At 71.1% G+C, this 26380-nt stretch carries 23 protein-coding genes; 2 read left to right on the forward strand and 21 right to left on the reverse strand.

Annotation, left to right across the window (positions count from 1 at the left end):
• Positions 1-276 precede the first annotated feature (276 nt).
• Together ABIA32_RS19395 and ABIA32_RS19400 are read left to right on the forward strand one after the other, a co-directional pair.
• Positions 277-1515, forward strand: coding sequence for an IS701 family transposase (locus ABIA32_RS19395; RefSeq protein WP_370096996.1), 1239 nt, complete (start codon positions 277-279; stop codon positions 1513-1515).
• Positions 1508-2623 (forward strand): XdhC family protein, encoded by a 1116-nt coding sequence (locus ABIA32_RS19400; RefSeq protein ID WP_370096790.1) that lies wholly within the window; start codon positions 1508-1510, stop codon positions 2621-2623. Before ABIA32_RS19395 ends, ABIA32_RS19400 begins: the two co-directional genes overlap by 8 nt.
• A 155-nt stretch (positions 2624-2778) precedes the next feature.
• Here the strand turns inward: ABIA32_RS19400 and ABIA32_RS19405 are convergent, their stop codons facing one another.
• The 21 genes from ABIA32_RS19405 to ABIA32_RS19505 form a co-directional block, all read right to left on the reverse strand.
• Positions 2779-3396 (reverse strand): TMEM175 family protein, encoded by a 618-nt coding sequence (locus ABIA32_RS19405; RefSeq protein ID WP_370096792.1) that lies wholly within the window; start codon positions 3394-3396, stop codon positions 2779-2781.
• A 78-nt stretch (positions 3397-3474) separates the two neighbouring features.
• Positions 3475-3816, reverse strand: coding sequence for a hypothetical protein (locus ABIA32_RS19410; protein ID WP_370096794.1), 342 nt, complete (start codon positions 3814-3816; stop codon positions 3475-3477).
• A 48-nt stretch (positions 3817-3864) separates the two neighbouring features.
• Positions 3865-5310, reverse strand: a complete 1446-nt coding sequence (locus ABIA32_RS19415) for an ATP-binding protein (protein WP_370096796.1) — start codon at positions 5308-5310, stop codon at positions 3865-3867.
• A complete protein-coding gene (glgB, locus tag ABIA32_RS19420) occupies positions 5307-7187 on the reverse strand; it encodes a 1,4-alpha-glucan branching protein GlgB (protein WP_370096798.1) in 1881 nt (626 codons plus the stop codon). The genes ABIA32_RS19415 and glgB overlap by 4 nt, the downstream gene beginning before the upstream one ends.
• Positions 7184-9208, reverse strand: a complete 2025-nt coding sequence (locus tag ABIA32_RS19425; RefSeq protein ID WP_370096800.1) for an alpha-1,4-glucan--maltose-1-phosphate maltosyltransferase — start codon at positions 9206-9208, stop codon at positions 7184-7186. The genes glgB and ABIA32_RS19425 overlap by 4 nt, the downstream gene beginning before the upstream one ends.
• A 177-nt stretch (positions 9209-9385) precedes the next feature.
• Positions 9386-10234 (reverse strand): xanthine dehydrogenase family protein subunit M, encoded by an 849-nt coding sequence (locus ABIA32_RS19430; RefSeq protein WP_370096802.1) that lies wholly within the window; start codon positions 10232-10234, stop codon positions 9386-9388.
• Positions 10231-12624: a xanthine dehydrogenase family protein molybdopterin-binding subunit gene (locus ABIA32_RS19435; protein ID WP_370096804.1), complete on the reverse strand. Its 2394-nt coding sequence runs from the start codon at positions 12622-12624 to the stop codon at positions 10231-10233. Before ABIA32_RS19435 ends, ABIA32_RS19430 begins: the two co-directional genes overlap by 4 nt.
• A 35-nt stretch (positions 12625-12659) precedes the next feature.
• Positions 12660-13184 carry a (2Fe-2S)-binding protein gene (locus ABIA32_RS19440; protein WP_370096806.1) on the reverse strand — a complete coding sequence of 175 codons (525 nt, stop codon included), beginning with the start codon at positions 13182-13184 and terminating at the stop codon, positions 12660-12662.
• Positions 13181-13918, reverse strand: coding sequence for a type 1 glutamine amidotransferase domain-containing protein (locus tag ABIA32_RS19445; protein WP_370096808.1), 738 nt, complete (start codon positions 13916-13918; stop codon positions 13181-13183). Before ABIA32_RS19445 ends, ABIA32_RS19440 begins: the two co-directional genes overlap by 4 nt.
• Before the next feature lie 129 nt (positions 13919-14047).
• On the reverse strand, positions 14048-15202 hold the full coding sequence (glgA, locus tag ABIA32_RS19450; RefSeq protein ID WP_370096810.1) for a glycogen synthase: 1155 nt from the start codon (positions 15200-15202) through the stop codon (positions 14048-14050).
• 26 nt (positions 15203-15228) lie between these two features.
• Entirely contained in the window at positions 15229-16551 is a 1323-nt protein-coding gene (locus ABIA32_RS19455; RefSeq protein ID WP_370096812.1) for a sugar phosphate nucleotidyltransferase, read from the reverse strand.
• Positions 16552-16565: 14 nt separating this feature from the next.
• Positions 16566-17297, reverse strand: a complete 732-nt coding sequence (locus ABIA32_RS19460) for a MinD/ParA family protein (protein ID WP_370096814.1) — start codon at positions 17295-17297, stop codon at positions 16566-16568.
• Between the two features lie 22 nt (positions 17298-17319).
• Positions 17320-18549: a PP2C family protein-serine/threonine phosphatase gene (locus ABIA32_RS19465; RefSeq protein ID WP_370096816.1), complete on the reverse strand. Its 1230-nt coding sequence runs from the start codon at positions 18547-18549 to the stop codon at positions 17320-17322.
• A 49-nt stretch (positions 18550-18598) separates the two neighbouring features.
• Positions 18599-19033: an ATP-binding protein gene (locus ABIA32_RS19470; protein ID WP_370096818.1), complete on the reverse strand. Its 435-nt coding sequence runs from the start codon at positions 19031-19033 to the stop codon at positions 18599-18601.
• Entirely contained in the window at positions 19026-19337 is a 312-nt protein-coding gene (locus ABIA32_RS19475; protein WP_370096820.1) for an STAS domain-containing protein, read from the reverse strand. Before ABIA32_RS19475 ends, ABIA32_RS19470 begins: the two co-directional genes overlap by 8 nt.
• 56 nt (positions 19338-19393) lie before the next feature.
• Positions 19394-21520, reverse strand: a complete 2127-nt coding sequence (gene glgX / locus ABIA32_RS19480) for a glycogen debranching protein GlgX (protein WP_370096822.1) — start codon at positions 21518-21520, stop codon at positions 19394-19396.
• Positions 21517-21870: an STAS domain-containing protein gene (locus ABIA32_RS19485; protein WP_370096824.1), complete on the reverse strand. Its 354-nt coding sequence runs from the start codon at positions 21868-21870 to the stop codon at positions 21517-21519. Before ABIA32_RS19485 ends, glgX begins: the two co-directional genes overlap by 4 nt.
• Positions 21870-23708 (reverse strand): AGE family epimerase/isomerase, encoded by a 1839-nt coding sequence (locus tag ABIA32_RS19490; RefSeq protein WP_370096826.1) that lies wholly within the window; start codon positions 23706-23708, stop codon positions 21870-21872. The genes ABIA32_RS19485 and ABIA32_RS19490 overlap by 1 nt, the downstream gene beginning before the upstream one ends.
• Positions 23705-24169, reverse strand: coding sequence for a VOC family protein (locus tag ABIA32_RS19495; RefSeq protein ID WP_370096828.1), 465 nt, complete (start codon positions 24167-24169; stop codon positions 23705-23707). Before ABIA32_RS19495 ends, ABIA32_RS19490 begins: the two co-directional genes overlap by 4 nt.
• Positions 24169-24774: a DJ-1/PfpI family protein gene (locus ABIA32_RS19500; protein ID WP_370096830.1), complete on the reverse strand. Its 606-nt coding sequence runs from the start codon at positions 24772-24774 to the stop codon at positions 24169-24171. The genes ABIA32_RS19495 and ABIA32_RS19500 overlap by 1 nt, the downstream gene beginning before the upstream one ends.
• Complete coding sequence (locus tag ABIA32_RS19505; protein ID WP_370096832.1) at positions 24767-26374, reverse strand: GMC family oxidoreductase; 1608 nt, start codon at positions 26372-26374, stop codon at positions 24767-24769. The genes ABIA32_RS19500 and ABIA32_RS19505 overlap by 8 nt, the downstream gene beginning before the upstream one ends.
• Positions 26375-26380 lie beyond the last annotated feature (6 nt).

The following is a 26380-nucleotide window of genomic DNA, read 5'->3' on the forward strand; positions in this document are numbered from 1 at the left end:
GACGCCCTGCCCGGGGATCCAGCCCTCGGGGAGGGCCGCCGCGGAACTCGGCACGACGAAGTCAGCCCACCCGGCCGAGTCTCGCTCAAGCACCGCTCCAGGGCTTCTCAATTGCTGCTCAAGTGCTGCTCAGGTGCCCTTCGTCCAGAAATGATCCGGGATCGTGTACACCTCACGAAGTATCGAAGCAGCGCTATGGGCACCCCCCACGGACGGGTACCGTCGGAGTTCTATCGACGGGGGAGGGTAGCGATGGCAGAGCGATCCTGGACTCCGATGACTCCGGCTTCGGCCCTGGAATTCGCGGATTTCCTGTCCGACCTGATCTTCAGGTCCTTGCCCAGAAGTGACCAGCGAAGATGGGCGCGGGTCTATCTGCAGGGCCTCGTGATCACCCCCGGAAAGAAGACCATTCGAAATATTGCAAGCGAATATGAAGGACCGGTGGAACAGAGTCTCCAACAGTTCATCAGCAAGTCACCGTGGGAATGGTCTCCGGTTCGCCAGGATTTGGCGCGCTATGTCGAATCGCGCATCCCACAGCGGGCGCAGGCCTGGGTGGTCCGGCCGCTGGTGATCGAGAAGGCCGGCAGCCATTCGGTGGGCGTGGCCAGGCAATTCGTCACGCAGCTCGGCCGGGTCGCCAACTGCCAGCAGGCCGTCGGCATCTGGCTGGCGTCCGCGGACGCCAGCTTCCCGGTCGAGTGGAGCCTGGTGCTGCCGCGCCCGTGGAACACGGATCCGGGGCTGCGCCGCCGCGCCCGGATACCCGAGGCGGCGGGGGTGCACACGCCGGAGCAGGCGGCGCTGAACGGCGTGCGGCACATGATCGAGAAGTGGCGGCTGTCCCCTCGGCCCGTGGTCATGTCGCTGCAGAACTCGAACGAGCTGGAGATCGTCTCGGCCTTCCAGGCCCTGGACATCCCCTTCGTCTTCAAGGTGAGCGGCTCGCTGCCGATCACCACCGGCCACGACTCCCGTGGCCATCTGGGCCAGGGCCGGACCAGGGCACTCGACCTGATCAACCTCTGCCGAGCGCAGCGCCGCCCCGTCGAATGGGACTGCCCGCGCCGCGAGGAACGGCTGGTCACCCCGTTGGTGGCGCAGGAGGTGCTGATCCAGCCGGCGCAGCCTCAGGGCGGCGGTGGACCGGAGGGCAGTCCGATGCTGTTACTGGGGGCCTGGTCGGGAGCGGGTGAGCAGCCGGACGAGTTCTGGCTCAGCAACATGAGTCAGACCTCCCCCGCGCACGTCTTCCGGCTGGCCAAGCTCGCGGACCGGGTGGAGCGCGACTACGACGACATCCTCGAACCCATCGGCATCAGGGACTTCGAGGGCCGCTCCTTCCGGGGCTGGCACCACCACACCACGCTGGTCTCGGCGGCCCACGCGGTGATCCTTCTCGGCGCCCGCCAGGCGATCGCGCCGATGCCGCCGCCGACCTCGGCCTACCTCTACACCCCGGACCCGCGCCCGCGCTGGGTCGGCTCGGAGGGAGGGCAGCACCGTGCTTGAGATCTCCGCCGAGCTGGACGGCTGGTACGCGGAGGAGCGCGAGTTCGCGCTGGCCACGGTGGTCCGGGTGAGCGGCAGTGCGCCGCGCGGGATCGGCGCGGCGCTGGCCGTGGACGAGTCGGGCACCGCGGTCGGCAGCGTCTCCGGCGGCTGCGTCGAGGGCGCCGTCTACGAGCAGTGCCGGGAGTCCATGCGGACCGGCCGCAGCAGCCTGGAGCACTACGGGTACAGCGCGGACGACGCGTTCGCGGTCGGGCTGACCTGCGGCGGCGAGCTGGACGTGCTGGTGACCCCGCTGCTGCACGGCTCGGCCCCACGGGGCGTCCTCTCGGAGACGCTGGCGGTGCTGCGCGACGGCCGGCGGGGCGCGCTGGCGCGGGTCGCGACCGGTCCCGAACTGCTGGTGGGCCGCGCGCTGTTGGTCCATGCGGACGGCTCGCAGCGCGGCACGCTGGGCGTTCCCGCGCTGGACCGAACGGCGGCGGCGGAGGCGCGCGCGCTGTTGGCCGCGGGGCAGACGGCGACGGTGGACATCGGCGTGCGCAGCAGTCGCTGCGGCCAGGCGGTGAGCCTGCTGGTGGAGACGAACACCCGACCGCCGCGGATGATCGTCTTCGGCGCGGTGGACTTCACGGCCGCGCTGGTACGGCTGGGCGCGTACGCGGGCTTCGCGGTGACGGTCTGCGACGCACGGCCGGTCTTCGCGACGGCGGCGAGGTTCCCGGAGGCGGAGCGGGTGGTGGTGGACTGGCCGCACCGGTACCTCGCGGCGGAGGCGGAGGCGGGGCGTCTGGACGGCCGCACGGCGGTGTGTGTGCTGACGCACGACGCGAAGTTCGACCAACCGTTGCTGCGGCTGGCGCTGAGGCTGCCGGTGGGCTACGTGGGTGCGATGGGGTCCTGGCGGACCCATCACGAGCGTCTCGACGAGCTGCGCGAGGCGGGGCTGACGGAGGCGGAGTTGGCGCGGCTGCGGTCACCGATCGGGCTGGACCTGGGGGGACGCACCCCGCAGGACACTGCGTTGGCGATCACGGCCGAGATCGTCGCGGACCGCAACGGCGCGACGGGCGCGCGGCTGGGCGAGTCGGGCCGGCCGATTCACTGAAGCATCAGTTGCACCATCAGGGGCGCGAGGAACTGCTCGAGCAACCACCCTGTGCGGATGGCCCTGTTCGTTCGGGGACTCATCTGCGTGGGTGGCTTGTCGCGCAGTTCCTCGCGCCCCCGAGGTGTTGCAACTTCCCCTTTGCCCCATAGAACTCAGGTCGGTTCGCGGAGCGGGATCGCCAGTTGGTTCGCTGCGTAGTACGCCGCGATGAGGGCGTGGGCGATCAGAGTGAGGGACGCCGAGATGAAGGCCAGCCCCAGGGCGATCGGGTAGGCCACCGCGCCCAGGCCGAAGCGGACGCGTGTGCCGCGCGCGCCCGCGCGGTCGACCGTGGCGTGGAAGAGGTGGCCCTCGCGGGTGACGTACCACCAGAACGCCGTGAAGCAGAGCGCGTAGACCACCATCCACCCGCTGTACAGCACCGACGCCGCCAGGCCCGCGTCCACCGAGACGGCGAGGTTCTGGGCCATCACCGCCGTCGTCCACGGGATGCCCGAGACCACCATCAGGACCAGCAGGTTGAGGAAGAGCAAGGGCCGGTCCACCCGGACCAGGTGATTGAAGATGTGGTGGTGGTTGACCCACATCACGCCGATGATCGTGAAGCTCACCACGTACGCCGCATAGTGCGGCCACTGCCGCCCCAGCTCCAACCAGAGGCTGTGGCCGGGAGTCTGCTGCGGGGCCCGGATGTCCAGGATCAGCAGGGTGATGACGATGGCGAAGACCCCGTCGCTGAAGGCCTCGATCCGTCCGGTCTCGTGCTGCATGCGCGTGCGCCCCCTCCGGGAGGGAAAGGAAAGGGGCGCGGAGGGAACGGGGAACCCTCCGCGCCCCGGTCGAGGGGATCAGCTGCCGAAGCCGGCCGTCTGACGCCAGATCTTGTCGTCACGGACGATCAGCGTGCCGAAGGCGTGCTCGGGTTCGCCGTTGAGGCTCATGATCGCGCGGTAGAAGATGGTGTCCTCCGTCTCGACGTACTCCTGGAGCTCCAGCAACTTCGGCTTGACGGTGAGGTAGCCGGTGAAGGTCTCCCGCACCTCCTCGATGCCGGTCGAGACGCCCTCGAAGCGCAACAGCACCGCGTCGTCGTTGTAGTTCTTCATCAGCGCGTCCAGGTCGAGCGCGTGCAGCGCGTCCATCTGGCGGCGGAAGACGGGGTGCAGCTTGGACATGTCGTAGCTGGCCATGGTCGGTTCCCTCTCCAGGGGTCGGGTGTGTCTACGGGTCGGGTGTGTCTACGGGTCGGCGGTCACCGGGAGGCGGACCTCGATGCGGGTCTCGCCGGGTACGGAACGGGCGGTGATCGTGCCCTTGTGGCGCTGGGTCACGATCTGGTGGGCCAGATGGAGCCCGAGGCCCCGGCCTCGGCCCACGTCCTTGGTGGTGAAGAAGGGCTCGAAGACCCGCGGCAGGACGTCCGCCGCGATGCCTGGGCCGGAGTCGATCACCTCGACGACGAGCGTGTCGGCCTCGTGCCCGGCCCGCAGGGTCAGCGTGCCGCGACCGGCCATCGCGTCCACCGCGTTGTCGATCAGGTTGGTCCACACCTGGCCGAGTTCGGACGGATAGCCGCTGAGCCTGGGCAGTTCCGGCTGGTACTCGCGGACCACGCTGACCGGGCCGAGCTTGGTGCGCAGCAGCGTCAGCGTGCTCTCCAGGCTCTCGACCACCGAGACCGCGCGGCGCGGGCCGCGGTCGCGGCGGGAGTAGTCGCGGGTGGCCGCGACCAGCGCGGCGATGCGCAGGCCCGCCTGGCTGAGCTCGGCGGCGGTGGTGCGGGCCTCCAGTACCGCGGCGAGGTGGTCCAGCGCGGCGGGCAACACGTGGGGGCCGAGCCCGGCCGTGTGTCCGCGGAGATCGGCGAGGAGCAGGCCGCGTTCGGCCATCACCGTGGCCAGCAGGCCCGGGTGGCGGGCGCCGGCGGCCTCGGCCCAGTCGGCGAGTTCGTCCTCGATGTCGGCCATGGTCAGCGCGTCGACCGGCAGGGCGTCGTCCGGCTCGGCGGCGACCAGCAGGCGGATCATCGCGGAGACGGACGCGTGCTCCGCCGGCGAGGCGACCTCGCCCCAACTCCAGGCCGTCTCCACGAGCAGTTCGACGATGTCGGCGAGCTCCCGCGCGGCCCGGTCGACGACCGAGACGGGGTTGTTGAGCTCGTGCGCCAGCGCGGCCGCCAGCGTGTCCAGGGCGGCCGCCGCGGCGTGGTCACGGGCCTGGGCCTCGACGCTCTTGAGCCGCCAGGCCAGCACCGGCAGCAGGCGGCGGGCCACGCCGTTGCAGCGCTCGAGCATCTCGGCGAACACCTCGCCGGAGTAGCCGACCACCCTGACCGGCCCCTCCGCGCGCACGGTGGCGGCGTGCGCGGTGCCGCTGAGCAGCGGGATCTCGCCGGTGACGCAGTGCGCCGCGGGCGGCTTGCCCGGTTCGGGGCGGGCCGAGGAGGGGTCGGAGCTGTGCCGGGTCAGCTCCTCCTCCCGGCCGTCCATGACCTTGGTGACCACGAGCTCGCCGTCCAGCAACACGTAGAAGTGGACGGCCGGTTGGCCCTCGCGGAAGAGGATCTCGCCGGGGACCAGCCGACGCGGCTCCCCCACTTTGGCCAGCCAGGCCAGCTCGGCCTCGTCGAGGCCGTCGAAGAGCAGCACTCGACGCAGCGCGCTGTGCAGTACAGCCGCGTTCATCTCGGCACCAGCCAGAGCGCGGCCAGCGGCGGCACGGTCAGCTCGGCGCGAGCCGGCAGGCCCCCGTACGGCACCGGGGCGGCCCGGACGCCGCCGGGGTTGCGGACGCCGCTGCCGCCGAACTCCGCCGCGTCCGTGTTCAGCAGCTCCCGCCAGACGCCGGCACGCGGCAGGCCGAGCCGGTAACCGTGGTGGACCACCGGGCTGAAGTTGAAGACCCCCACCAGCGGGACGCCCTCGGCGTCGTAGCGGATGAACGAGTAGACCTGGTGGTCCGCGTCGTCCGGGTCGATCCAGCGGAAGCCGCCCGGCTCGCAGTCGCGCTGCCAGAGCGAGGGCAGCGCCCGGTAGTGCATGTTGAGCGCGCGCACCAGTTGCTGGACGCCGCGGTGGCCGTCGCCCTCCTCGCCCGGCTGATCGAGTACCTGCCAGTCCAGGCCGCTGTCGTGGTCCCATTCGCCGGGCTGGGCGAACTCCTGGCCCATGAAGAGCAGGTGCTTGCCCGGGTGCGACCAGAGATAGGCGAGGTAGACCCGGAGGTTGGCGAAGCGCTGCCAGCGGTCGCCGCGCATCTTGCCCAGCAGGCTGCCCTTGAGGTGGACCACCTCGTCGTGGCCGAGCGGCAGCAGGAAGCGCTCGCTGTGCGCGTACATCATCGCGAAGGTCATCCGGTGGTGGTGGTACTGCCGGTGGACCGGGTCCTCGGCGAGGTAGGCGAGGGTGTCGTGCATCCAGCCCAGGTCCCACTTGAGGCCGAAGCCGAGGCCGCCGTGCTCGACCGGGCGGGTCACGCCCTCCCAGGCGGTGGACTCCTCGGCGATGGTGACCACGCCGGGGCAGCGCCGCGCCAGGGTCTCGTTGAGCTCGCGCAGGAAGGACACCGCGTCGTGGTTCTCCCGGCCGCCCTCGGCGTTGGGCAACCAGGCGTGCTCGGCGCGGCCGTAGTCGAGGTAGAGCATGGCCGCGACCGCGTCCACGCGCAGCGCGTCGACGTGGAACTCCTCGCACCAGTAGACCGCGTTGGCGATCAGGAAGTTGCGGGCCTCCGGACGGCCGTGGTCGAACTGGAGCGTGCCCCAGTCGGGGTGTTCGGCGCGGCGCGGGTCGGGGTGCTCGTAGAGGTGCGTGCCGTCGAAGCGGGCGAGGGCCCAGCCGTCCTTCGGGAAGTGGGCCGGCACCCAGTCCATGATGACGCCGATCCCGGCCCGGTGCAGGGCGTCGACCAGGGCGCGGAAGTCGTCCGGGCTACCCCAGCGCGCGGAGGGGGCGTAGTAGGAGGTGATCTGGTAACCCCAGGAGCCGCCGAAGGGGTGCTCCATCACCGGCAGGAACTCGACGTGGGTGAAGCCCATCCAGGCGACGTAGCCCGGCAGTTGCTCGGCCAATTCACGGTAGCTCAGGCCATGGCGCCAGGAACCGAGGTGCACCTCGTAGACGCTCATCGGCGCGGCCTCGGCCGGGCGGTTGCCGCGCCCGGCCAGCCACGCCTCGTCGCCCCAGACGTAGGACGAGCGCTGCACGACGGACGCGGTGCGCGGCGGGCACTCGGCGGCGCGGGCGAAGGGGTCGGCCTTCTCCCGCACGACGCCGTCGGCGCCGAGCACCTCGAACTTGTAGCGTGCGCCCTCCGCCACCTCGGGCACGAAGGTCTCCCAGACGCCGCTCCCCTCGACCTGACGCAGCGGATGCCCGCTGCCGTCCCAGCCGTTGAAGTCGCCGACCAGCCTGACCGCGCGGGCGGCCGGCGCGAGCACCGCGAAGGCGACCCCGTCCCTGCCGTCGCCGCCGGTCGCCTGATGCGCGCCGAGAATCCGCCACAGCTCCTCGTGGCGGCCCTGCGCCAGCAGGTGGAGGTCGAGTTCGCCGAGCCGGCTCACCACCGGCTCCTGCGGATCGTCAGGATCTGCGCCACCCGCTGACGCGGGTCGAGCCGGACGGAGTTGACCTGGCCCCAACGGGTGCTGCCGCCGCCGAGCTCGTCGTCCACGACGAAGCCGTCGCCGGGCCGCAGGCCGAGCGCGGGCAGGTCGAGGTGGATCCGGCCCTGCTGCGGGCGGTGCGGGTCGAGATTGAGCACGACGATCACCCGATCCTCGCCGGTGCCGTCGGTGGCGGTCACGCTCTTGGAGAAGCAGAGCAGCTGGTCGTTGTCGGTTCGGTGCAGGCGCAGGTTGCGCAGCTGACGCAGAGCGGGGTGGCGTCGGCGCAGCCGGTTGAGCCGGGTGATCAGCGGGGCCAGGCTCTCGCCGCGTTCCTCTGCTCCAGCCCAGTCGCGCGGGCGGTAGTCGTACTTCTCCGAGTGCCGGTACTCCTCGCTGCCGGGCCAGGCGGCGACAGACTCGCAGAGCTCGAAGCCCGCGTACATGCCCCAGCTCGGTCCGGCCGTCGCCGCCAGCACGGCACGGATCTCGAACGCGGCGCGGCCGCCGGTCTGGAGATGGGCGGGGAGGATGTCGGGGGTGTTCACGAAGAGGTTGGGTCGCAGGTAGTCGGCGGCGGGAGTGCCGTCGAGGCCGGTCAGTTCGGCGAGATAGGCCTCTACCTCCGCCTTGGCGGTGCGCCAGGTGAAGTAGCTGTACGACTGGTGGAAGCCGACCCTGGCCAGCGCCTGAAGCATCGGCGGGCGGGTGAAGGCCTCGGAGAGGAAGAGCACCCCCGGATCCTCGGCGTGGACGGCACGCAGCAGGCGCTCCCAGAAGTGCAGCGGCTTGGTGTGCGGGTTGTCCACGCGGAAGATCCGCACGCCCTGGGCCCGCCAGTGGCGCAGCACACGCAGGCACTCGGCGAGGATGCCGTCCGGGTCGGTGTCGAAGTCGATCGGGTAGATGTCCTGGTACTTCTTCGGCGGGTTCTCGGCGCAGGCGATGCTGCCGTCGAGCCGGTAGCGGAACCATTGGGGGTGCTCGGTCACCCAGGGGTGGTCGGGCGAGCACTGCAGCGCGAAGTCCATCGCCACTTCGAGGCCGAGGGTCTCGGCCTTGGCGACGAAGGCGCGGAAGTCGGCGAGGTCGCCCAGGTCCGGGTGGACTGCGTCGTGGCCGCCGGCCGGGGAGCCGATGGCCCAGGGCGAGCCGGGGTCGCCCGGCTGTGCGTCGAGGGCGTTGTCCCTGCCCTTGCGGTGGCTGGTCCCGATCGGGTGGATCGGCGGCAGGTAGACGACGTCGAAGCCCATCGCGGCGATGGCGTCCAGCCGGGCGGCGGCGGTGCGCAGTGTGCCGGAGCGGCGCTCGGCGCCGGTGCCGGTGGCCCCCTCGGAGCGGGGGAAGAACTCGTACCAGGAGCCGTAGAGGGCGCGCAGCCGGTCCACGCGCAGAGGCAGTTCGGGGCTGGAGCTGAGGTGTTCGCGCAGCGGCTGCAGTGCCAGGACCTCTGCGACGGCGGGGGCGCGGAGCGCGGCGAGACGCTGGAGGACGGGGCGGCGACTGTCGCGGAGCAGTTCGGCCGCGTCGGCCAGGGCGGGCACCTGGGCGAGGAGTTCGGCGCCCTGCCAGAGCGTCAGCTCGACGTCGACCCCAGCCGCGACCTTCGCCTGCGCGCCGCGCAGCCAGGTGGCGACCGGGTCGACCCAGGCTTCGACCCGGTACTGCCACTCGCCCTCGCGGTCGGCGCGGATCTCGGCGTGGAACCGGTCGGTGCCGCGCTGCCGCTCCCGCATCGGGAATCGCAGCGAGCGGGCCGGCCGGCCCGGGGCGAGCAGGACGACCTCGGCGGCGAGGATCTCCGGGCCGTCCTTGAAAACGGTCGCCGACACCTCGACGCACTCCCCCGGCACCGCGCGGGCGGGCCGCGCGCCGCCATCGACCTGGGGTCTCAACCCCTCGATCACGACCCGGCCGAGCGTCGACGCGGTGTCCTGCAGGCGGACTGCGGCAGGGTCGTAGCTCGGTGTGGTCGTCACGTTCTCATCCCCCGTCTCGTCGTGGGTGATCTGCCATGCGCTCTGCTAGGGGCGCGAGGAACTGCGCGAGCAACCACCGACATGCGGCTGGCCCTGTGCGTTGAGGACCATCCGCACGCCGGTGGCTTGTCGCGCACGCAGTGAATCAAGCAGAGCCTCGCGCCCCTGATGGTGCGACTAGATCCAGGTGCGATGGATGGCGCGGCCGGTGAGCACACCCGCGATATGGCGGAGGTACTCGGCGGAAGAACCGCGCCCCGCCATGAAGGTCGTGACCGGCTCGGCCGTGAACGCCGCGATCACTTCGCGGATGCTCGGCTTGGTGCCGCCTGCCAGGCGGGCCTCCACGCCCGGCAGGCGGAGCGGGGAGGGGGTCGCGGCCGTGACCGCGATCCGCAGGGAGGTCACCGAGCCGTCCGAAGGGGCGCGCTGAAGACGAACGGCCACCGCGCACATCGGGAAGCGGGTGGCCCGGTCGGCCGACTTCTCGAAGGCGCTGAGCTCGCCGCCCGTCGGAATCTCCAGCGCGACCACCACCGCACCCGGGGTGAGCGCCGTCCGCAGCTCGCCGGCGGGCACGGTGCGACGCCCGGTCGAGGACGCCAGGGTGACCGTCGCGCCCAGCGCCAGCGCCGCGACCGGCAGGTCGGTCGCCCGCGCCGGGCCCGAGCGGTCCGCCGCGAGGTTGCCGCCGACCGTGGCCCGGTTGCGGACCTGCGCGTCGTCGTTGGCACGGGCCGCCTCGGCCAGGGCCGGGGCGAGCCGCAGCACCGCCGGATCGGCGGCCAGGTCCGACAGCGTCGTGCTCGCGCCGATACGCAGCCCACCGCCGGGGAGAGAACTGATCCCGCGCAGCTCGGCGATCGCGGAGAGGTCGACCAGGATCGGCGTCTCCGTCTCCCCGGTGGCGAGCCCCACCAGCAGGCTCTGCCCTCCCCCGAGCGGCAGTCCGCCCGTCGCCTCCAGGAGCGCCGTGGCCTCCCCCAGCGATGCCGGGCGGGCGTAGTCGAATCGGGTCAGGATCATCGCGCGACACCCTCCGGGTAGAGCTGCCGCCAGACCTTCTCCGGTGTGAGCGGCATGTCCAGGTGCTGCACGCCGAGGTCGGCGAGCGCGTTGACGACCCCGTTGACCACGGCCGCCGCCGGCGGCACGGTCGCGATCTCGCCCGCGCCCTTGGCGCCCAGCGGGTTGTGCGGGGTGGGCGTCTCGGTGCGGTCGAGCTGGAAGAAGGGCACGTCGGCCGCGCGCGGCAGGGCGTAGTCGCGCAGGTCCGCGCTGACCAGCTGCCCGTCCTCGGCGTAGACGGCCCGCTCCATCAGCGCCTGGCCGAGGCCGTGCACGATGCTGCCCTCGATCTGGCCCTTGACGATGGTCGGATTGCCCACGAAGCCCGCGTCGTCGACGGCGGTGTAGGCCACGACCTCGGTCTCGCCGGTGAGTTCGTCCACCTCGACGACGGCCACATGGGTGCCGAAGGGGTAGTTGAAGTCCGGCGGGTCGAAGAAGGTCGTCTCGTCGATCGTCGGCTCGATCTCCGGGGGCAGGTTCCAGCCGTACCAGAGCGCCATCGCCAGGTCCGCGAAGGTCTTGGACTGGGTCTCGCGCTCGCCCTGGACGAAGATCACGCCGTCCTCGCCGTAGACGACCTTGTCCACGTCGACGTGGAACAGCGCGGCGGCGGCCCGGCGCATCTTCTCCTTGACCTTGCGGGCGGTCAGCGCCAGTGACGGACCCGCCATGCTGAACGACCGGCTGCCGTAGGTGCCCTGGCCGTAGGGGGCGCGCAGTGTGTCGGCTTCCATGACCTGCACCTGCGCCGGGTCGATGCCCAGCTCGTCGGCGACCACCTGGGCGTAGACGGTGTAGTGGCTCTGTCCGGTGGAAGCGGAGCCCACCGTCGCACTCACCTCGCCCGTCGGGTGCACCCGGATGTTGGAGCTCTCCCAGGTGCCGCCCAGCATGCCCTCCTGGGACATCCGGGTGGACGGGCCGACGCCGCAGATCGCGACGTAGCAGGCGATGCCGACGCCGAGTCGCTTGCCACGCCCGCGCGCCTCGACGCGACGGGCGTCCATGTCGGGGTAGCCGGCCAGGGCCAGCGCCTTGTCGAAGTTCTCCCGGTAGCTGCCGGAGTCGTAGGTCCAGCCGAGCCCGTTCTCGTAGGGGAAGGCGTCGTCCGGCACCAGGTTCTTCCGCCGCACCTCGGCCGGGTCCATGCCGATCTCGGCGGCGTAGCGGTCGACCAGACGCTCCATCAGGAACGTCGCTTCCGCCCGGCCCGAACCGCGCTGGGCGCCGAGCGGGACGGTGTTGGTGAAGGCCGCGTAGACCTCGCAGAACGCGGCCGGGATCTGGTACATCCCGCTGATGCTGCGGCCCATCAGCGCCGTGGCGACGCCGGGGCCGATGGTCGACGGGTACGCACCGAGGTTGGCGTAGCTGGTGCAGTGCAGCCCGGTGATCCTGCCGTCCCTGGTGCCGGCCAGCGTGACGTGCTGGCGGTGGTCACGACCCTGGACGGTGGAACGCATCAGCCCGGTGCGGGTGTCCACCCACTTGACCGGCCGACCCAGCATCTTGGAGAGCAGCAGCACCAGGGCCATGTCCGGATAGAGGTAGCCCTTGGTGCCGAAGCTGCCGCCGACGGTGGGCGCGATCACCCGCAGCTTGTTGAAGGGGATGCCCAGCACCAGCGCCGCGAGCAGGAAGCGGTGGTTGTGCGGTCCCTGGGTGGAGGCGTAGAGGGTGTAGTCCTCGGTGGCCGCGACATAGTGGCCGACTGCGCCGCGCGGCTCCATCGGACTGTTGATGGTGCGCTGGTTGACCAGGTCGAGCTCGACCAGCACCTCCGCCTCGGCCAGGGCCTGTTCGGTCTTCTCCTTCTCGCCGCAGGTCCAGTAGGCGTTGAGGTTGCCCGGCACCGCCTCGTGCAGCTGCGGTGCGCCCTCGGCGACGGCGTCGTCGGCGCGGGTGACGACCGGCAGCAGCTCGTAGTCCACCCGGATCGCCTTGAGCGCCGCGTAGGCCTGCCACGCGGTCTCCGCGACAACGGCGGCGATCTGGTCGCCGACGTGCCGCACCCGGTCGCCCGAGAGCACCGGCCGGGAACCGGGGAGCCCGTAGGGGTGCGGCGGGAAGTGGCTCTCCACGCCGCCGGGGATCCAGATGCACGGCAGCGGCATGACGCCCGGGAAGTCCGCGGCGGTGACCACCTTCAGCACGCCGGGCATCGCCTCGGCGGCGCTGGTGTCGATGCCCTTGATCAACGCGTGCGCGTGCTCACTGCCCAGGATGGCCATGTGCGCCATCCGCGGCAGCTCGACGTCCGCGATGAACGTCGCCTCGCCGCGCAGCAGTTGCGGGTCCTCCCGGCAGTCGCTCGCCACGCCGAGGACGCGTCGTTCTGCACTCATCTCCTGTCCACCTCCCTCTCGCTCCGACCGGTCCTTCAGCTGCCGGCCGCGGTGCCGACAGCCGTGTCGACAGTTGGGGCGGCGACCGAGGCGGCGGCGACGCCCTGGGCGCCGCGGACGATGCTCTGGTAGCCGGTGCACCGGCACAGGTTGCCGGTCAGCCACTCGCGGATGCGGGCCTCGGAGGGCTCCTTCTCCCGCTCCAGCAGGTCGCGCAGCGACATCACCACCCCGGGCGTGCAGAAACCGCACTGGGTGCCGTGCTCCTTGCGCAGCGACTCCTGGACCGCGTCCAGGCCGCCCTCGGGGGCGACGCCCTCGATGGTGGTCACCTCGTGGGCGTCCGTCTGCACGGTGAGGACGAGGCAGCTCTTGACCGAGAGTCCGTCGAGCTGGACCACGCAGGTGCCGCACTGACCGGTGTCGCACCCCACCTTGGTCCCGGTGAGGCCGAGCTCGTCGCGGAGCGTCTCGACGAGCTGCTGCTGCGGCTCGGCGTCCGTCTCCACGGATCTTCCGTTGACTCTCAAGGACACTCTCACGGTGGACACCCCACTCACGCAGCCAGCTGCTTGATGAACGTCTCGGCCAGTGCCCGTGAGGAGTAAGGGTTCTGACCCGTGGTCAAGTTGCGGTCCACGACCACGTGCGAGTCCCAGATCAGCTCGGCCTTCTCGTAGCGCGCGCCGAGGCGGGTGAGTTCGACCTCGAGAATGAGCGGCAGCCGGCCGGCCATGTTGGTGACCAGCTCCTCGCTGTGCGAGAAGGCCGTCATCCGGTAACCCTCGAAAGGCCAGTGGCCCTCGCCGTCGCGCAGCGCCAGCATCGAGGTGTGACCGTGGCAGACGGTGGCCAGCGGCTTCTCCGAAGCCAGCCACCAGCGCAGCAGCTGCGCCAGCTCGTCGGACTTGGGCAGGTCGCCGATGGCGCCGTGGCCGCCGCTGATGTAGAGGCCGTCGTAGTCGGCCAGCGACGCCTCAGTGAGCGCCTCGATCCGAAGCGGCTGCTTCAACTGCGCGGCGTCGTCGACGACGCGGACGTACTCGGCCGCGTTCTCGGCGTCGCGGTTCTCGCTCCCCTGCGGCCGGACCCACTGCAGGAACTCCGGATCGATGCTGGTCCGGTCCACCGTGGGGGACGCCCCGCCGACAGTGGCGACGTCCACGTCATAGCCGTGCTCGCGGAAGATCTGGTAGGGCACCACGAACTCCTCCGCCCAGAAACCGGACGGGTGCAGCTCGCCGTCGAGCAGGTGCAGGGTCGCCTTGGCCGTCATGACCACGAGAATCTTCATCTCTGCCTTCCCCTTCTGGACCATTGCCTGATGCGGTACGGGAATTCCATGGAGCAACGCGGAGCCGTATTCGAGCTCGATTCCAGCATGGCTTCAGGTGGCAATCGAGCGGCGGCGCGGATTCCCCGGCTACTTAGTCACCTGCGTTTGATTCAGCAGCGTGCGATAAATGTCGCGGACCTGGAGACAGGCCGACTCCCAGGAGAACGCGCACTGCGCGCGGGCCCGCCCTGCCGCGCCCATCGACGCGGCCAACGCCCGGTCCGCGAGCAGCCCGTTGACCGCCTCGGCCAGATCGACGGCGAAGACCTCGGGATCGGGATCCGGCGGCACCAGCAGCCCGGTGAGACCGTCGACGACCACCTCGGGGATGCCGCCGGTGTCGGTGCCGACGACGGCCGTGCCGCAGGCCATCGCCTCCAGATTGACCAGCCCGAGCGGCTCGTAGACGGACGGGCAGACGAAGACGTCGGCCAGGGTCAGCAGCCGGCAGAGCGTGGGCACGTCCAACTGCTCGCGGATCCACAGCAGATCGCAGCCCGAGGCGCGTACCTCGGCCGCCAGCGTCCGGAACTCCCGGTCGATCGCAGGGGTGTCCGGCTCGCCCGCGCACATCACCAGCCTGGTGCCCGGCAGCAGCCGCGGCGCCGCCCTGAGCATCCGGTCCAGGCCCTTCTGCCGGGTCAGCCTGCCCACGCAGACCACCGTCGGCGGACCAGCCCGCACGCCGAGCCGGTTGGGCCGGTGGTCGGGCCGGTAGACTTCGGTGTCGATGCCGTTGTGGACGACGCTGACCCGCTTCGGGTCCAGCTCCGGCCAGAGCCGCAGCAGGTCGTCCCGCATCGCCCCGGAGACCGCGACGACGTGGTCGGCCGAGGTCAGCGCGACGTCCTCGGCGAAGCCCGAGACCGCGTAACCTCCGCCCAACTGCTCCTCCTTCCACGGACGCAGCGGCTCCAGGCTGTGCGCGGTGACCACATGGGGGATGCCGTGGCGGAGCTTGGCCAGGTGGCCGCCGAAGTTGGCGTACCAGGTGTGGCTGTGCACCAGCTCCGCGCTCGCGGCGGCGCGGGCCATCGCCAGCCCGACCTCCAGCGCGGCAATCGCCGGATCGCCGTCCGGCACCGGGTGCGCGACCACGCCGGGGGCGTCCCTGTGCGCGCCGAAGCAGTGCACCTCGAGATCGACGAGCGGCCGCAGCCCGCGCGCCAGGAAGTCGACATGGACGCCCGCGCCGCCGTAGACCTCGGGCGGGAACTCGCGGGTCAACAGGTTCACGTGCATCGTTCCCCCCAGGGGTGAGAAGCAGGTCAGACCCAGCGCAGCAGGTCGCGCACCCCGGAGAGGCTGACGCCGGCCGGGTAGCGACCCGCCTCCGTGATCCGGACCTTCGGCGAGGCGTGCACCCCGCGCAGCCGGGCTCCCGGCGGCACCTGCACCTCGTCGCCGAGCGCGCAGTAGTCGCTGAGGTGGACCGGCCGGTCCAGCGTGGAGCGGACGTCGACCATGCAGCCGAGGAAGACGTCGCTCAGCCGCGCCCCCGGACCGATCACGGTGTGGTCCCCGCAGGCGACGCCGCGCAGCACGCAGTTCTGGCCGATGTCGGCGCCGTCGCCGATGTCGGACTCGGCCAGGGTCACCCCCGGGCCGATCTCGACGTCCCGCCCGATCCTGACGCCGGGGCCGATCCTGACGCTGCCGTCGCTGATCTTGTCGGCCAGGGTGCGGCCGCTGACCGGGTCCTTCATCTCCAGGCTGCTCTCGTGGATCCGGACGCTGTCCGAACGCCAGAGCAGCGGGTCGATCCCGGCGCTGAGCAGCGGATAGCGGTCCAGCAGCACGTCCTTGAGTGTGTCCAGGTAGGCGGGCGGGCTGCCCAGGTCGCCGAAGCGGCGGATCGGGCGGGTGAGCACCCGGTGCCCGGCCGCGACCAGGTAGGGCAGCAGATCGCCGCCCCAGTCGAGCCGGATCCGCGCCATCGCGGCCAGCGCGGGATCGGTGGCGGCCATCCGCAGCCGGCGGCAGTCCACCAGGTACATCCCGGTGTTGGTGTGCAGCAGGCCGTCCGGGTGGGCCCGGCCCATCGCGCGTGCCTGCGCCCAGCTCGGCTTCTCCACGAAGCGCCGCAGCACGCCGTCGGGTCCTGCCTCCAGCACGCCGTAGGTGCCCGCCGCGGTCTCCGCCGGGCGCAGCACCGAGGCCACGGTGACCACCGCGCCCGCGTCCAGGTGGGCGCGGACCAGCGGCTCGAGGTCGAAGTCGAAGACCGAGTCGGTGGGCACCACCAGGGCCAGGCCGCTCAGGTCCCAGTAGTCCAAGCAGCGCAGGGTCGCCTCGCCGCTGCCGGTGTTGCCCTGGTCGAAGCGGGCCCGGGAGTAGCGCACGGCCGCGCCGAAGCGTTCGCCGTGGCCCAGCACGCTCTTGGTCTGGGCCCGGTTCTCCCGCCCGTTGGCGACCACGTAGAACTGGCGGACGCCGAGCCGACCCAGGCTGGTCACCATCCATTCGATCAGCGGCCGTCCCGCGACGGAGACGGCCGCCTTGCTTCTCAGGTAGTCGTCGGAATTCAGGGTGATCGGCCTGGCTCTGATGCCCTGGCCGCCGGCGAGCGCAATTGCCGAGACTGCTTCCATTTCCCGCACCGCCCTTAGTCGAGAACCGTGTTCGCCAGTCGTCGGAATCCGGTGGCCAGAGAATGTTTCGGCCGGGCTTCGGAAAAGATCCTGGTCCCGGCCAATTGCGACATTTCCAGGGCATAGGGCAGCGGCAGCGCGGCGATGCCGTGGGCGCGTTCGGCCCGCTCGCAGGCCTGCTGCGGGTCCTCCTCGGTGGCGACCATGTTGACCACCAGGGCGCGTGCGCAGTCCAGCCGGTGGGCCATGGCCTTCGCCTCCTCGGTGCCCGGCAGGTCGACCAGGTCCGCGCGGACCACCGTCACCAGCACGTCGGCGCAGGCCATCGCGGTGACCGTCTCGTTGTTGAGCCCGGTGTGGGTGTCCAGCAGCAGCACGTCCAGCGACTGACGCTCGATCAGCCGGTGGAAACCCTCGGGCAGCAGGCCGACGTCGTAGCCGGTGGCCAGGATCTGCGCGAGCGGGCAGGAGGCGGTCCTGGCCGGGACGAGGGTGAGACCCGGCGGTCCGACCGGCCGGGCCGCGGCCTCGATCTCGCAGCGGCCGAGCAGGTAGTCGCCGAGCGAGAGGCCGTCGGCGGGCAGGCCGAAGAGGGCCTGGAGAGTGGGCGAGTGCAGGTCCGTGTCGACCATGGCGACCTTGGCGCCCGCCTGGGCCAGGAGTTGAGCCAGGTTCGCCACCACCGTGGACTTGCCGGTGCCGCCCCGGAAGGAGTGCACCACGACGATCCGCGCCTGCCCGCTCATGCGCCCACCTCGCTACGCTCGCTCATGCCGCCGCCACCGCCTGCTCGGCCGGACCGGTCCCCGCGAGGGCGCCGCGCTGGACCACCATCATGGTGACGTCGTCGTGCTGTTCGCCGCCGCCGGTGTGCTCCAGCACGGCCCGGCCGACCCGGTCGAGCAGTTCCTTGCCGTCCGCCGCGGGCTCGGTGAGCAGCGCCAGCATCCGCTCCTCGCCGAGGAAGCGGCCGTCGGGGCAGCGGGCCTCCGGCACGCCGTCGGTGTAGACGAAGAGGGTGTCGCCGGGCTCCATGTGCGCGTAGCCGAGCCCGAAGGTGCTGTCGGGGAGCAGGCCGACGGCCGGGCCGGTCACCTCCAGCGCGGAGAGCTCGCCGCTCTCCTGGGCGATCAGCCGGGGCGCGTTGTGGCCGCCGTTGATGTAGACCAGGCTGCCGGTCGCGGGATCGAGCACGCAGAAGAAGAGGGTGGCGAAGTAGCCCTGCCGCAGATGGTTGCGGGTCAGGTAGTGGTTGGTGCCGAGCACCGCGTTCATCATCGGGGTCACCCCGACCGGGTACAACGCGCCCAGGTCCTGGCCCCCGGCGACCAGGTGCTGGAGCCCGCTGTACTCGGCGGTGTGCCGCAGCAGGGTCCGGATCAGCGCCATGAACAGCGCCGAGCCGACGCCCTTGTCGCAGACGTCGGCGACCACCAGCGCCAGCCGGCGCCGGTGGACGAGCTCGAAGACGTCGTAGAAGTCGCCCGCGACCTGGCGGGCGGGGCGGAAGCTCACCTCGATGCTCCAGCCCTCCGGCGTGGGCAGCTGTTCGGGCAGGAAGCCGGCCTGGATCTCCCGGCCGATCTCCAGCTCCCGCTCGTAGCTCATCCGTTCGGCGTGCGCGTGGGCGCGGGCCCGCTCCGAGCAGTCCTGCAGCCGGGACCTGACCAGGGCAGGCAGGAAGGGCGGCACCAGGAAGTCGTGGCCGCGCCTGACGTGCTCCTCCAGCGCCTCGAAGCCGTCCTCGGCGTAGACCAGCACGATCGGCACCGGTCCGCCGGTCAACCGCAGCCGGTGCGCGACCGCCGCGACCGAGACCGGCGGCACCCGGGCCGGCGCCATCAGCACCTCCACCTTCGGCAGCTCCGCGAGCGGCGCGGAGAGCAGATCGGCAAGGCCCCACCCGACGACGCCCACCCCCTCCGACTCCAGGCTCGCCAGCAGGCTGTGCGGCGGGCGCGGGAGTTCATCGAGCATCAGGACCGTGACAGCTGGCATGAGAGGGCGTACCTCCTGGGTGACGCGCTGTGGTCGTGGCGTCAAGGGGTCAACGGCGGACCGCGAGGGTGCAGACGTTCCTGCCGTCGAGATAGGCGTAGCTGAACTCGTCCACGCTGGTGAGCGCGAGGTGGATGCCGAGGCCGCCGATCGGCCGGGCGTGGGCCGGCAGGCCGGGTTCGGGGCGGCGCCAGCGGCTCCTCGGGTCGAAACGCGGGGCCCGGTCGACCAGGCGGATCACGACCAGGTCGGCGGTGACCTCGCCGGTGACGGCGATCTCCCCCGGCCGGCCGCGGTAGCCGTGGATCACGGCGTTGGTGGCCAGCTCGTCGACGGCCAGCCGCAGCCGGTAGCGCGCCGCCTCGCCGAGCCCGCCCTGCCCGGCCAGGTCGAGGACGAGCACGCTGATCGCCCCGAGTGACCCGAGCGAGGCGGGCACCCGCAGCACGGATGCCCGCTCGCCCACCGCGACCTGCTCACTCATCGATGAGCTGGACGCTGCGGTCGAGGCCTGCGGCGCGGATCACCCGCGCCACGGCCTCGTTGGCGCCCACGACGCGGATCTCCACGCCCTCGCCCATCTTCTGCCGGGCGAAGACCAGGGAGCGCAGGCCGGCGCTGGCCATGTAGCCGACCTTGGCCATCCGGATCTCCACGGTGCCGAGACCGCGGGCGGAGGCCTTCTCGATGACCTCGTGGAGTTCGCCGGCGGTGGAGGCGTCGAGCTCCCCGGCCAGTTCGATCACCGAGGTGTCGGCGGAGCTGCTGTACGAGATGGACAGTGGCATGTCGGTTCCCCTTCCGTAGGTCGCTTGGTCCCGCTTGGTCCCGCTTGATATCGGGGTCAGCTCTCGTTCGGCACCCGGCCCACCAGGACCACCACCGAGCGCGGTCCGGCCAGATAGCTGCCCGGGTTCTCCAGCACCGGCTCGCTGCCGGGCGCGTGCGCGCCCTGCGGGCCGGTGAGCGAGGTGTCCACGGCCAGGTGCCAGACCCGGCCGCCGGGGAGCTGCGGCAGCTCCAGGTCGTGCGCGTCCCAGTGCGCGTTCATCGCGGTGTAGACGCAGTCGCTGTCGCCGACCGAGGTCCGCATGACGGCCAGCAGGCGGCTGTACTCGGACCAGTCGGGCTGCCAGGCCCACTCGCCGTGCCAGCTGATGTCCGGCATCACGTCGCCCTCGGGCACGTCGCCGTAGGGGTGCTCGGGGACGCGTAGCACCGGGTGGGCCGCCCGCAGCGCGATCAGCTGCCGGGTGAACTCCAGCAGTTCCGCGTTGCGCTCGGTCATGTCCCAGTCGAGCCAGGAGAGTTCGTTGTCCTGGCAGTAGGTGTTGTTGTTGCCCTGCTGGGTGCGGCCGAACTCGTCCCCGGCCAGCAGCATCGGTACGCCCTGGCTGGTGAGCAGGATGGCGAGGGCGTTCTTGGCCTGCCGCAGCCGGAGCGCGTTGACGCCCGGGTCGTCGGTCGGCCCCTCGGCCCCGCAGTTCCAGCTGTTGTTGTCGTTGGCGCCGTCGCCGTTGTGCTCGGCGTTGGCCTCGTTGTGCTTGTCGTTGTAGCTGACCAGGTCGGCGAGGGTGAAGCCGTCGTGCGCGGTGAGGAAGTTGATCGAGGCGTGGGTGCCGCGCCCCGCGTACAGGTCCGGCGAGCCGGCGATCCTGGTGGCGAGTTCGGGCACCATGCCGCTGTCGCCCTTGAGGAAGCGCCGGACCGTGTCCCGGTACTTGCCGTTCCACTCCGCCCAGCGGCCGTAGGCGGGGAAGTTGCCCACCTCGTAGAGCCCGCCCGCGTCCCAGGCCTCGGCGATCAGCTTGGCGTTGCGCAGCACCGGATCGAAGGCCAGCAGCTCCAGCAGCGGCGGGTTGGCCAACGGGGTGCCGTCCTCGGCCCGGCCCAGGATCGCGGCCAGGTCGAAGCGGAAGCCGTCCACGTGGAAGTCGGCCACCCAGTGCCGCAGGCAGTTCAGCACGAACTCGCGCACCACCGGGTGGTTGCAGTTGACGGTGTTCCCGGTGCCGCTGAAGTTGTAGTAGTAACCCTCGCCGGTCAGCATGTAGTAGGTGGCGTTGTCCAGGCCGCGGAACGAGATGGTCGGGCCCTGCTCGTTGCCCTCGGCGGTGTGGTTGAAGACCACGTCGAGGATGACCTCGATCCCGGCCGCGTGCAGGTCCTTGACCAGCGTGCGGAACTCGTCCGCCTGCATGCCCCAGCGGCCGGTGGCCGCGTAGCCGGCCTTGGGGGCCATGTACGCGACGGTGTTGTAGCCCCAGTAGTCGAGCAGCGGCTGACCCGTCTCCGGGTGGCTGTTGGGGTTGTCCCACTCGTCGAACTCGAAGATCGGCATCAGCTCCACGCAGTTGACCCCGAGCTCCTTGAGGTACGGGATCTTCTCGCGCAGCCCGGCGAAGGTGCCCGGGGCCGCCACCCCCGAGGAGGGGTGGCGGGTGAAGCCGCGGACGTGGGCCTCGTAGACGACCAGGTCCTCGGTCGGGATCCGGGGCGGGGTGTCGCCGCCCCAGTCGAAGTCGTCCAGGCCGATTCTGGCCCGGTACTGGTACGGGTCCGAGCGGTCCGGCGCCTTGCCCCACACGTCCCGCCCGGCGATGATCCGCGCGTACGGGTCGCTGAGCACCTTGCGCGGGTCGAAGCGGTGGCCGCGGGCCGGGTCGAAGGGACCGTCGGCCCGGTAGCCGTACTCGATGTTCTCGTGGTCGAGGCCGAAGACCGTCATCGAGAAGATGCTGCCGGTGCGGAACTCCTCCGGGTACTCCAGCTCGGCGTAGGGCTCGACCTCGCCGCGCTTGAAGAGCACCAGCGTCATCGCGGTGGCCTGGTCCGAGTAGACGGCGAAGTTCACCCCGCCCGGGACCAGCGTGGCCCCGAGCGGGAAGGGGCGGCCGGCCCGCACGCCGAAGTCGCCGATCCGATGGGTCGGGTAGGAGTCGATCCGGTGCACCGCCTCCGTCGCGCTCATCGCAGCGCCCTGCTGACGGTGCTCGGTTCACTGACCGTGCCGGACTCCTCGAAGAAGTCGAGGAAGCCGGTGACCGACATGACGAACCGCAGCTCCTCGCTGAGCCCGGTCAGTCGCACGGTGGCGGAGGCACGCTGCGCCTCGCGGTAGACCACGAGCAGCGTGCGCAGCCCGGCGCTGGAGACGTACTCCACCTTGCCCAGGTCGATGACGAGGCTCTTGCCCTTCGCCTCGCCGAGCAGCGGCAGCAGCTGGTCCAGCAGCCCGGTCGACGTGGCGCTGTCGATCTCGCCGCTGAGCTCCGCCACCGTGCCCTTGCGGCTGTTGCGGGTCTTGAGGTCGAGCGTCATCACGCACTCCCGTCCGGACCGGCCACCGGGGTGAGCCGGACCTTGACCTTGACCCGGTCGTCGCCCTCGGGCAGCGTCACGGTCATGGCCTCGGCGTCGAAGTCGCTGTGCTCCTTGCCCTCGATCTCCACCGAGCTGATCCGCACCGAACCGGTCGGCAGCAGGTCGGGGGAGACGCGCAGCACCCGGCCGGGCAGGCCGTTGGGGGTGGGCTTGAAGTAGAAGTCCATCTCCCGGCCGCGGATCAGCAGGTTGTTGTAGACCGCCGCGAGGTAGCAGAGCTCGGCGGAGTGGTACATGCTCATCGAGTGGCTGCCCTTGAGCCGCTCCGTGCCCAGCAGGTACGGCATGCCGCCGGCCAGCACGTTGAAGTAGACGGCTCCCTCGTCGTGGTCGAGGAAGAAGGCGTTGTAGAAGGCCTCGGCCTGGCGCGCCTCGCGCTCGTAGGCCGGCTTCCCGGAGACCCCGTTGAGGATCAGGTAGGCCAGGATCGCCTGCTCCTGCTGCCACCAGGCCTTGCGGTCGTGCCAGGCGAAGCGGTGGTGGTCCTCGCCGTCGCTCTTGAGCCGCTCGACGACGTCGTACCAGCCGCCGCGCTGCTGGTCGCTGCCGGCGACCGGCATCAGCTCGGCGATCTGGCCGGCGAGCTCCGCGTACTCGGGCTTGGACCGGAGGGAGTTCATCCGCATCAGGTTCCAGGCGATCTTCAGGTTGTGGCCGACGACCGCGCGGTTCTGCTGCCAGCCGTGCTCGGTGTCGTGCGACCAGTCGCGGTGGAAGCGCTCCTGGACGAACGGGGAGGTCTTGTAGTCGGGGAAGTGCTCGACGATGGTGTCGAAGGTCTGCTCCAGGAAGTCCGCGTAGCTCTGCTCGCCGGTGGCGAGGTAGAGGTTGATCAGGTACGCGGGGGCGTGGTCGCCGACCGAGTTCCAGTTCTTCCGCTCCTTGTTCTCGCCCAGCGACTCGTGCGCGGCGCTGAACAGGATCGGGTCGACGTGCGAGTAGTAGCCGCCGAGCTCCGGGTCGTGGAAGAACTTCTCGAAGAGCCGGATGGTGGCGTCGGCGTCGGCCTTGATCTGCGGGTCGCCGGTGATGCGGTAGGTCTGGATCGGGCCGGCCAGCGCGTAGATCTGCTCGTACATCGGGATCGCGTCGTAGTCGTCGGAGAACTCCGAGCTGAACAGCTTCCGCTCGCTCGCCCCGTCGATGCTGACGCCGTGGTACCAGTAGACGACGTCGTCCTCCTGGTCGACCACGCGCATGTGCTTCCGCAGGTACTCGGTGCCGCGCTCGGCGACCTCCAGATACTCGTCCTTGCCGGTGAGCAGGTAGGCCGAGGCCATCCCGTAGACCAGCCGGGAGATGGTGTCGGTCTCCTGCACGTGGCTGGAGCCCTTCTCGCCGCCGAGCCTGACCTCGGTGCGGTACTCGTCGAAGTCCACCTCACCCTCGGGGAACTGGGCCTTGCGGTAGAACGAGGCCAGCTGCTCGATCTGGCGCACCCACCAGCCGGTCTCCTCGAAACGGAACTCCTCCGCCCCGCGACCGAGGAAAACCAGCCGCTTGGCGGCGCAGTGCACCTGGTCGGACTTCGGGTAGAAGATCCCGTAGACGAAGAGGAAGCGGCCCGGCGAGAGCATCTCGTCGATGTGCCCGGAGGCGTCGATGTAGGGCTCGCCCAGGTTGCGGACCAGCTCGGCGCTCGGCTCCTCGCTCAGCGAGACGGTGAAGGCCCGGCCGTCCGCCGTGTGCATCTTCAGCAGCCGCTGCTCCGCGTCGAAGTGGTCGATGTAGCCGGCGATCGTGTCGGAGAAGGTGAAGTTCGCCGTGTCCGTCATGACGTGCTCCTTCCGTCGGTTCGCTCTCGCACTGCTTGGTCCGGCACTGCTTGGTCCGGCACTGCGTCGTCCTGGAAGCCCTGGCTGATCTCGACGATCACGCCGTCCGGGTCGCGCAGCCACACGCTGCGCCAGCCGCAGATGAAGTCGTCGAAGCCCAGCGGGCCCAGGGTGATCTCTGCCGCCTCACCCATCCCGGCGAGGAAGGCGTCCACGTCCTCGGTCTGGAACGCCAGGTGGCGCATCTGTCCGGGCGCGGCCGGGCCGTCGTTCAGCGCGGCGGCCGCAACCGGCGGAGCGGCCGGGAAGAGCTCCAGATAGGCCTCGCCCCGGCGCAGGAAGACGATCTCCGAGTCGCCCAGGTCGACCACCCTGGCCCGGTCGAAGCCGAACCAGCGGGTGTAGAACTCCTCGGTGGCCTTCTGGTCCCGGCAGTTGAGCCCGACATGCGACCAGCGCATCACCGGGCACCGCCACGGGCCGCCAGCAGCTCGATGATCCGGCGCGCGAAGAGGTGGTGGTGCGCCCCGGTCCGGCCGGTGACCAGGTCGCCGTCGACGACCACGTCCTCGTCCACGTAGTTCGCGCCCATGTTCCTGATGTCGCCGATCAGGTTGTTGTGGCAGACGACCTTGCGGCCCCGGACCTGCTCCGGGATCGAGGCGGCCAGCCACATGCCGTGGCAGATCACGCCGGTGAGCACGCCCGGCGCCTCGAACGCCCGCCGCAGCAGTTCGGTGGCCGGGGCGAGCCGGTCCACGTCCTCGGTGTAACGGAGCCGGTCGGCGACCATGCCGGAGGGCACGATCACCGCGCCGTAGCTGCGCAGTTCGGCTTCGGAGAGGCCCTCGAAGCTGCGCTCCACGACGAAGGGCGCGCGGTACTCGTGGCCGGAGAAAGTGATCGACTGCGCACCCCAGAGCCGGGTGAGGAAGTCGACCTGCGCGCCCTCCTCGGCGAAGCGGTGCTGGTAGTAGAAGATCTCCGGCTCGTAGTAGTCGCTCTCCATCAGGACCGCGATCCGCTGCCCGCTGAGCGGGCCCGGCGCGAGCACGGCGTCAGACACGGGACACCCCCTTGATCAGATCGGCCGCCCGCTCGGCGATCATCACGATCGCGGCGTGGCAGTTCCCGGACGGCACCGCCGGCATCACGGAGGCGTCGACCACGCGCAGTCCCTCGACTCCGTGCACCCGCAGCTCGGGGTCGACCACCGACAGGTCGTCGATGCCCATCCGGCAGGAGCCGGCCTGGTGGTGGTAGCTCTCGGCACTGCGCCTGACCCAGGCGCGCAGCGCCTCGCGGTCGCCGACCTCCGGGCCCGGTTGGAGCTCCTGCTTGTACAGCGAGGAGAAGGCCGTGGTGCCGAAGATCTCTCTGGCCAGCTCGACGGCCTGGACCATGCGGTCGAGGTCCCAGCGGTCGCCGAAGTAGTTCGGGTTGATCAGCGGCGCGGCCAGCGGGTCGCGTCCGGCCAGCCGGATCCAGCCCCGGGAGACCGGGCGGACCACGCCAGGCAGGATGCTCACCGTGTTCGGGTGGGACTGGCCCACGATCACGTCGAAGGGCACGTGCACGAACGCGATCTGCAGGTCCGGCGCGGGCAGTCCCGGCCGGGAGGCCAGGAAGAGCGCGCTCTCGGAGAGGTTCTGGTGCGGCGGCGCGAGCTCCTGGCGGACCTCGGCCATCAGACCGGTCAGCACGTGGTTGTGGAAGTTCTCGCCGACCCCCGGCACGGCGGCCCGGACCGGGATGTCGAACCGGCGCAGCTGGTCGGGCGCGCCGATGCCGGAGAGCAGCAGCAGCTTGGGCGACTCGATCGCGCCCGCCGCGACGATCACCTCGCGCCGGGCCCGGACCCGGTGCACCCCCTCGGGTGCGGCCTCGCCGCGCGCGTCCTCGACGATCCGCCCGCCGCCAGGGGCGGGCTGCGCGGACTGGACGTACTCCGCGCCGACGCAGCGGTCGCCCTCGAAGAGCAGCCGGGTCGTCTGCGCGGCGGAGCGCAGCGTCAGGTTGGGACGGGTCAGGGCCGGCTCCAGGTAGGAGGCGAGCGAGCCCTGGCGGCGGCCGTCGGCGACGTCGAGGTGGTGCCAGCCGGTGCCGAAGAGACCGCGTCCTGGACCGTCGATGTTGAAGTCGGCGATCTCCTTGTGCCCCAGCTCCACCGCCGCGTCGATGAAGACCCGCGAGGCCGGGTTGGGCTCGTGCCGCGAGGCGTTGGTGATCCGCTGCGGCCCGGCGGTGCCGGTGGTCGGCGCGGTCACGTCCTCCTGCGCCTCGGCGAGCGCGAAGTACGGCAGCACGTCCTGGTAGGACCAGCCCGCCGCGCCCTGGTAGGCCCAGTTGTCGAAGTCCGAGGCGTGGCCCCGGATGTGCATCATGATGTAGAGGTTGCTGCTGCCGCCGGGGGCCTTGCCGCGCGGCTCGTAGACGCTGCGGCCGTCCAGGCCCGGCTGCGGCACGGTGGTGTAGCCCCAGTCGATGGAGCTGCCCAGCAGCTTGTACCAGACCGAGGGGTCGTCGACCTCGGGCGGGATCACGTTCCCGCCGGCCTCCAGCACCAGGACGGTGGTGTCCGGGTCCTCGCTGAGACGGGCGGCCAGCACGCTGCCCGCCGCGCCCGCCCCTACGACGACGTAGTCGTACTCCTTTGCGGCTGTCATCTCGGG

This window comes from Streptacidiphilus sp. MAP12-20 (genome assembly GCF_041262525.1).
Taxonomy (GTDB): domain Bacteria; phylum Actinomycetota; class Actinomycetes; order Streptomycetales; family Streptomycetaceae; genus Streptacidiphilus.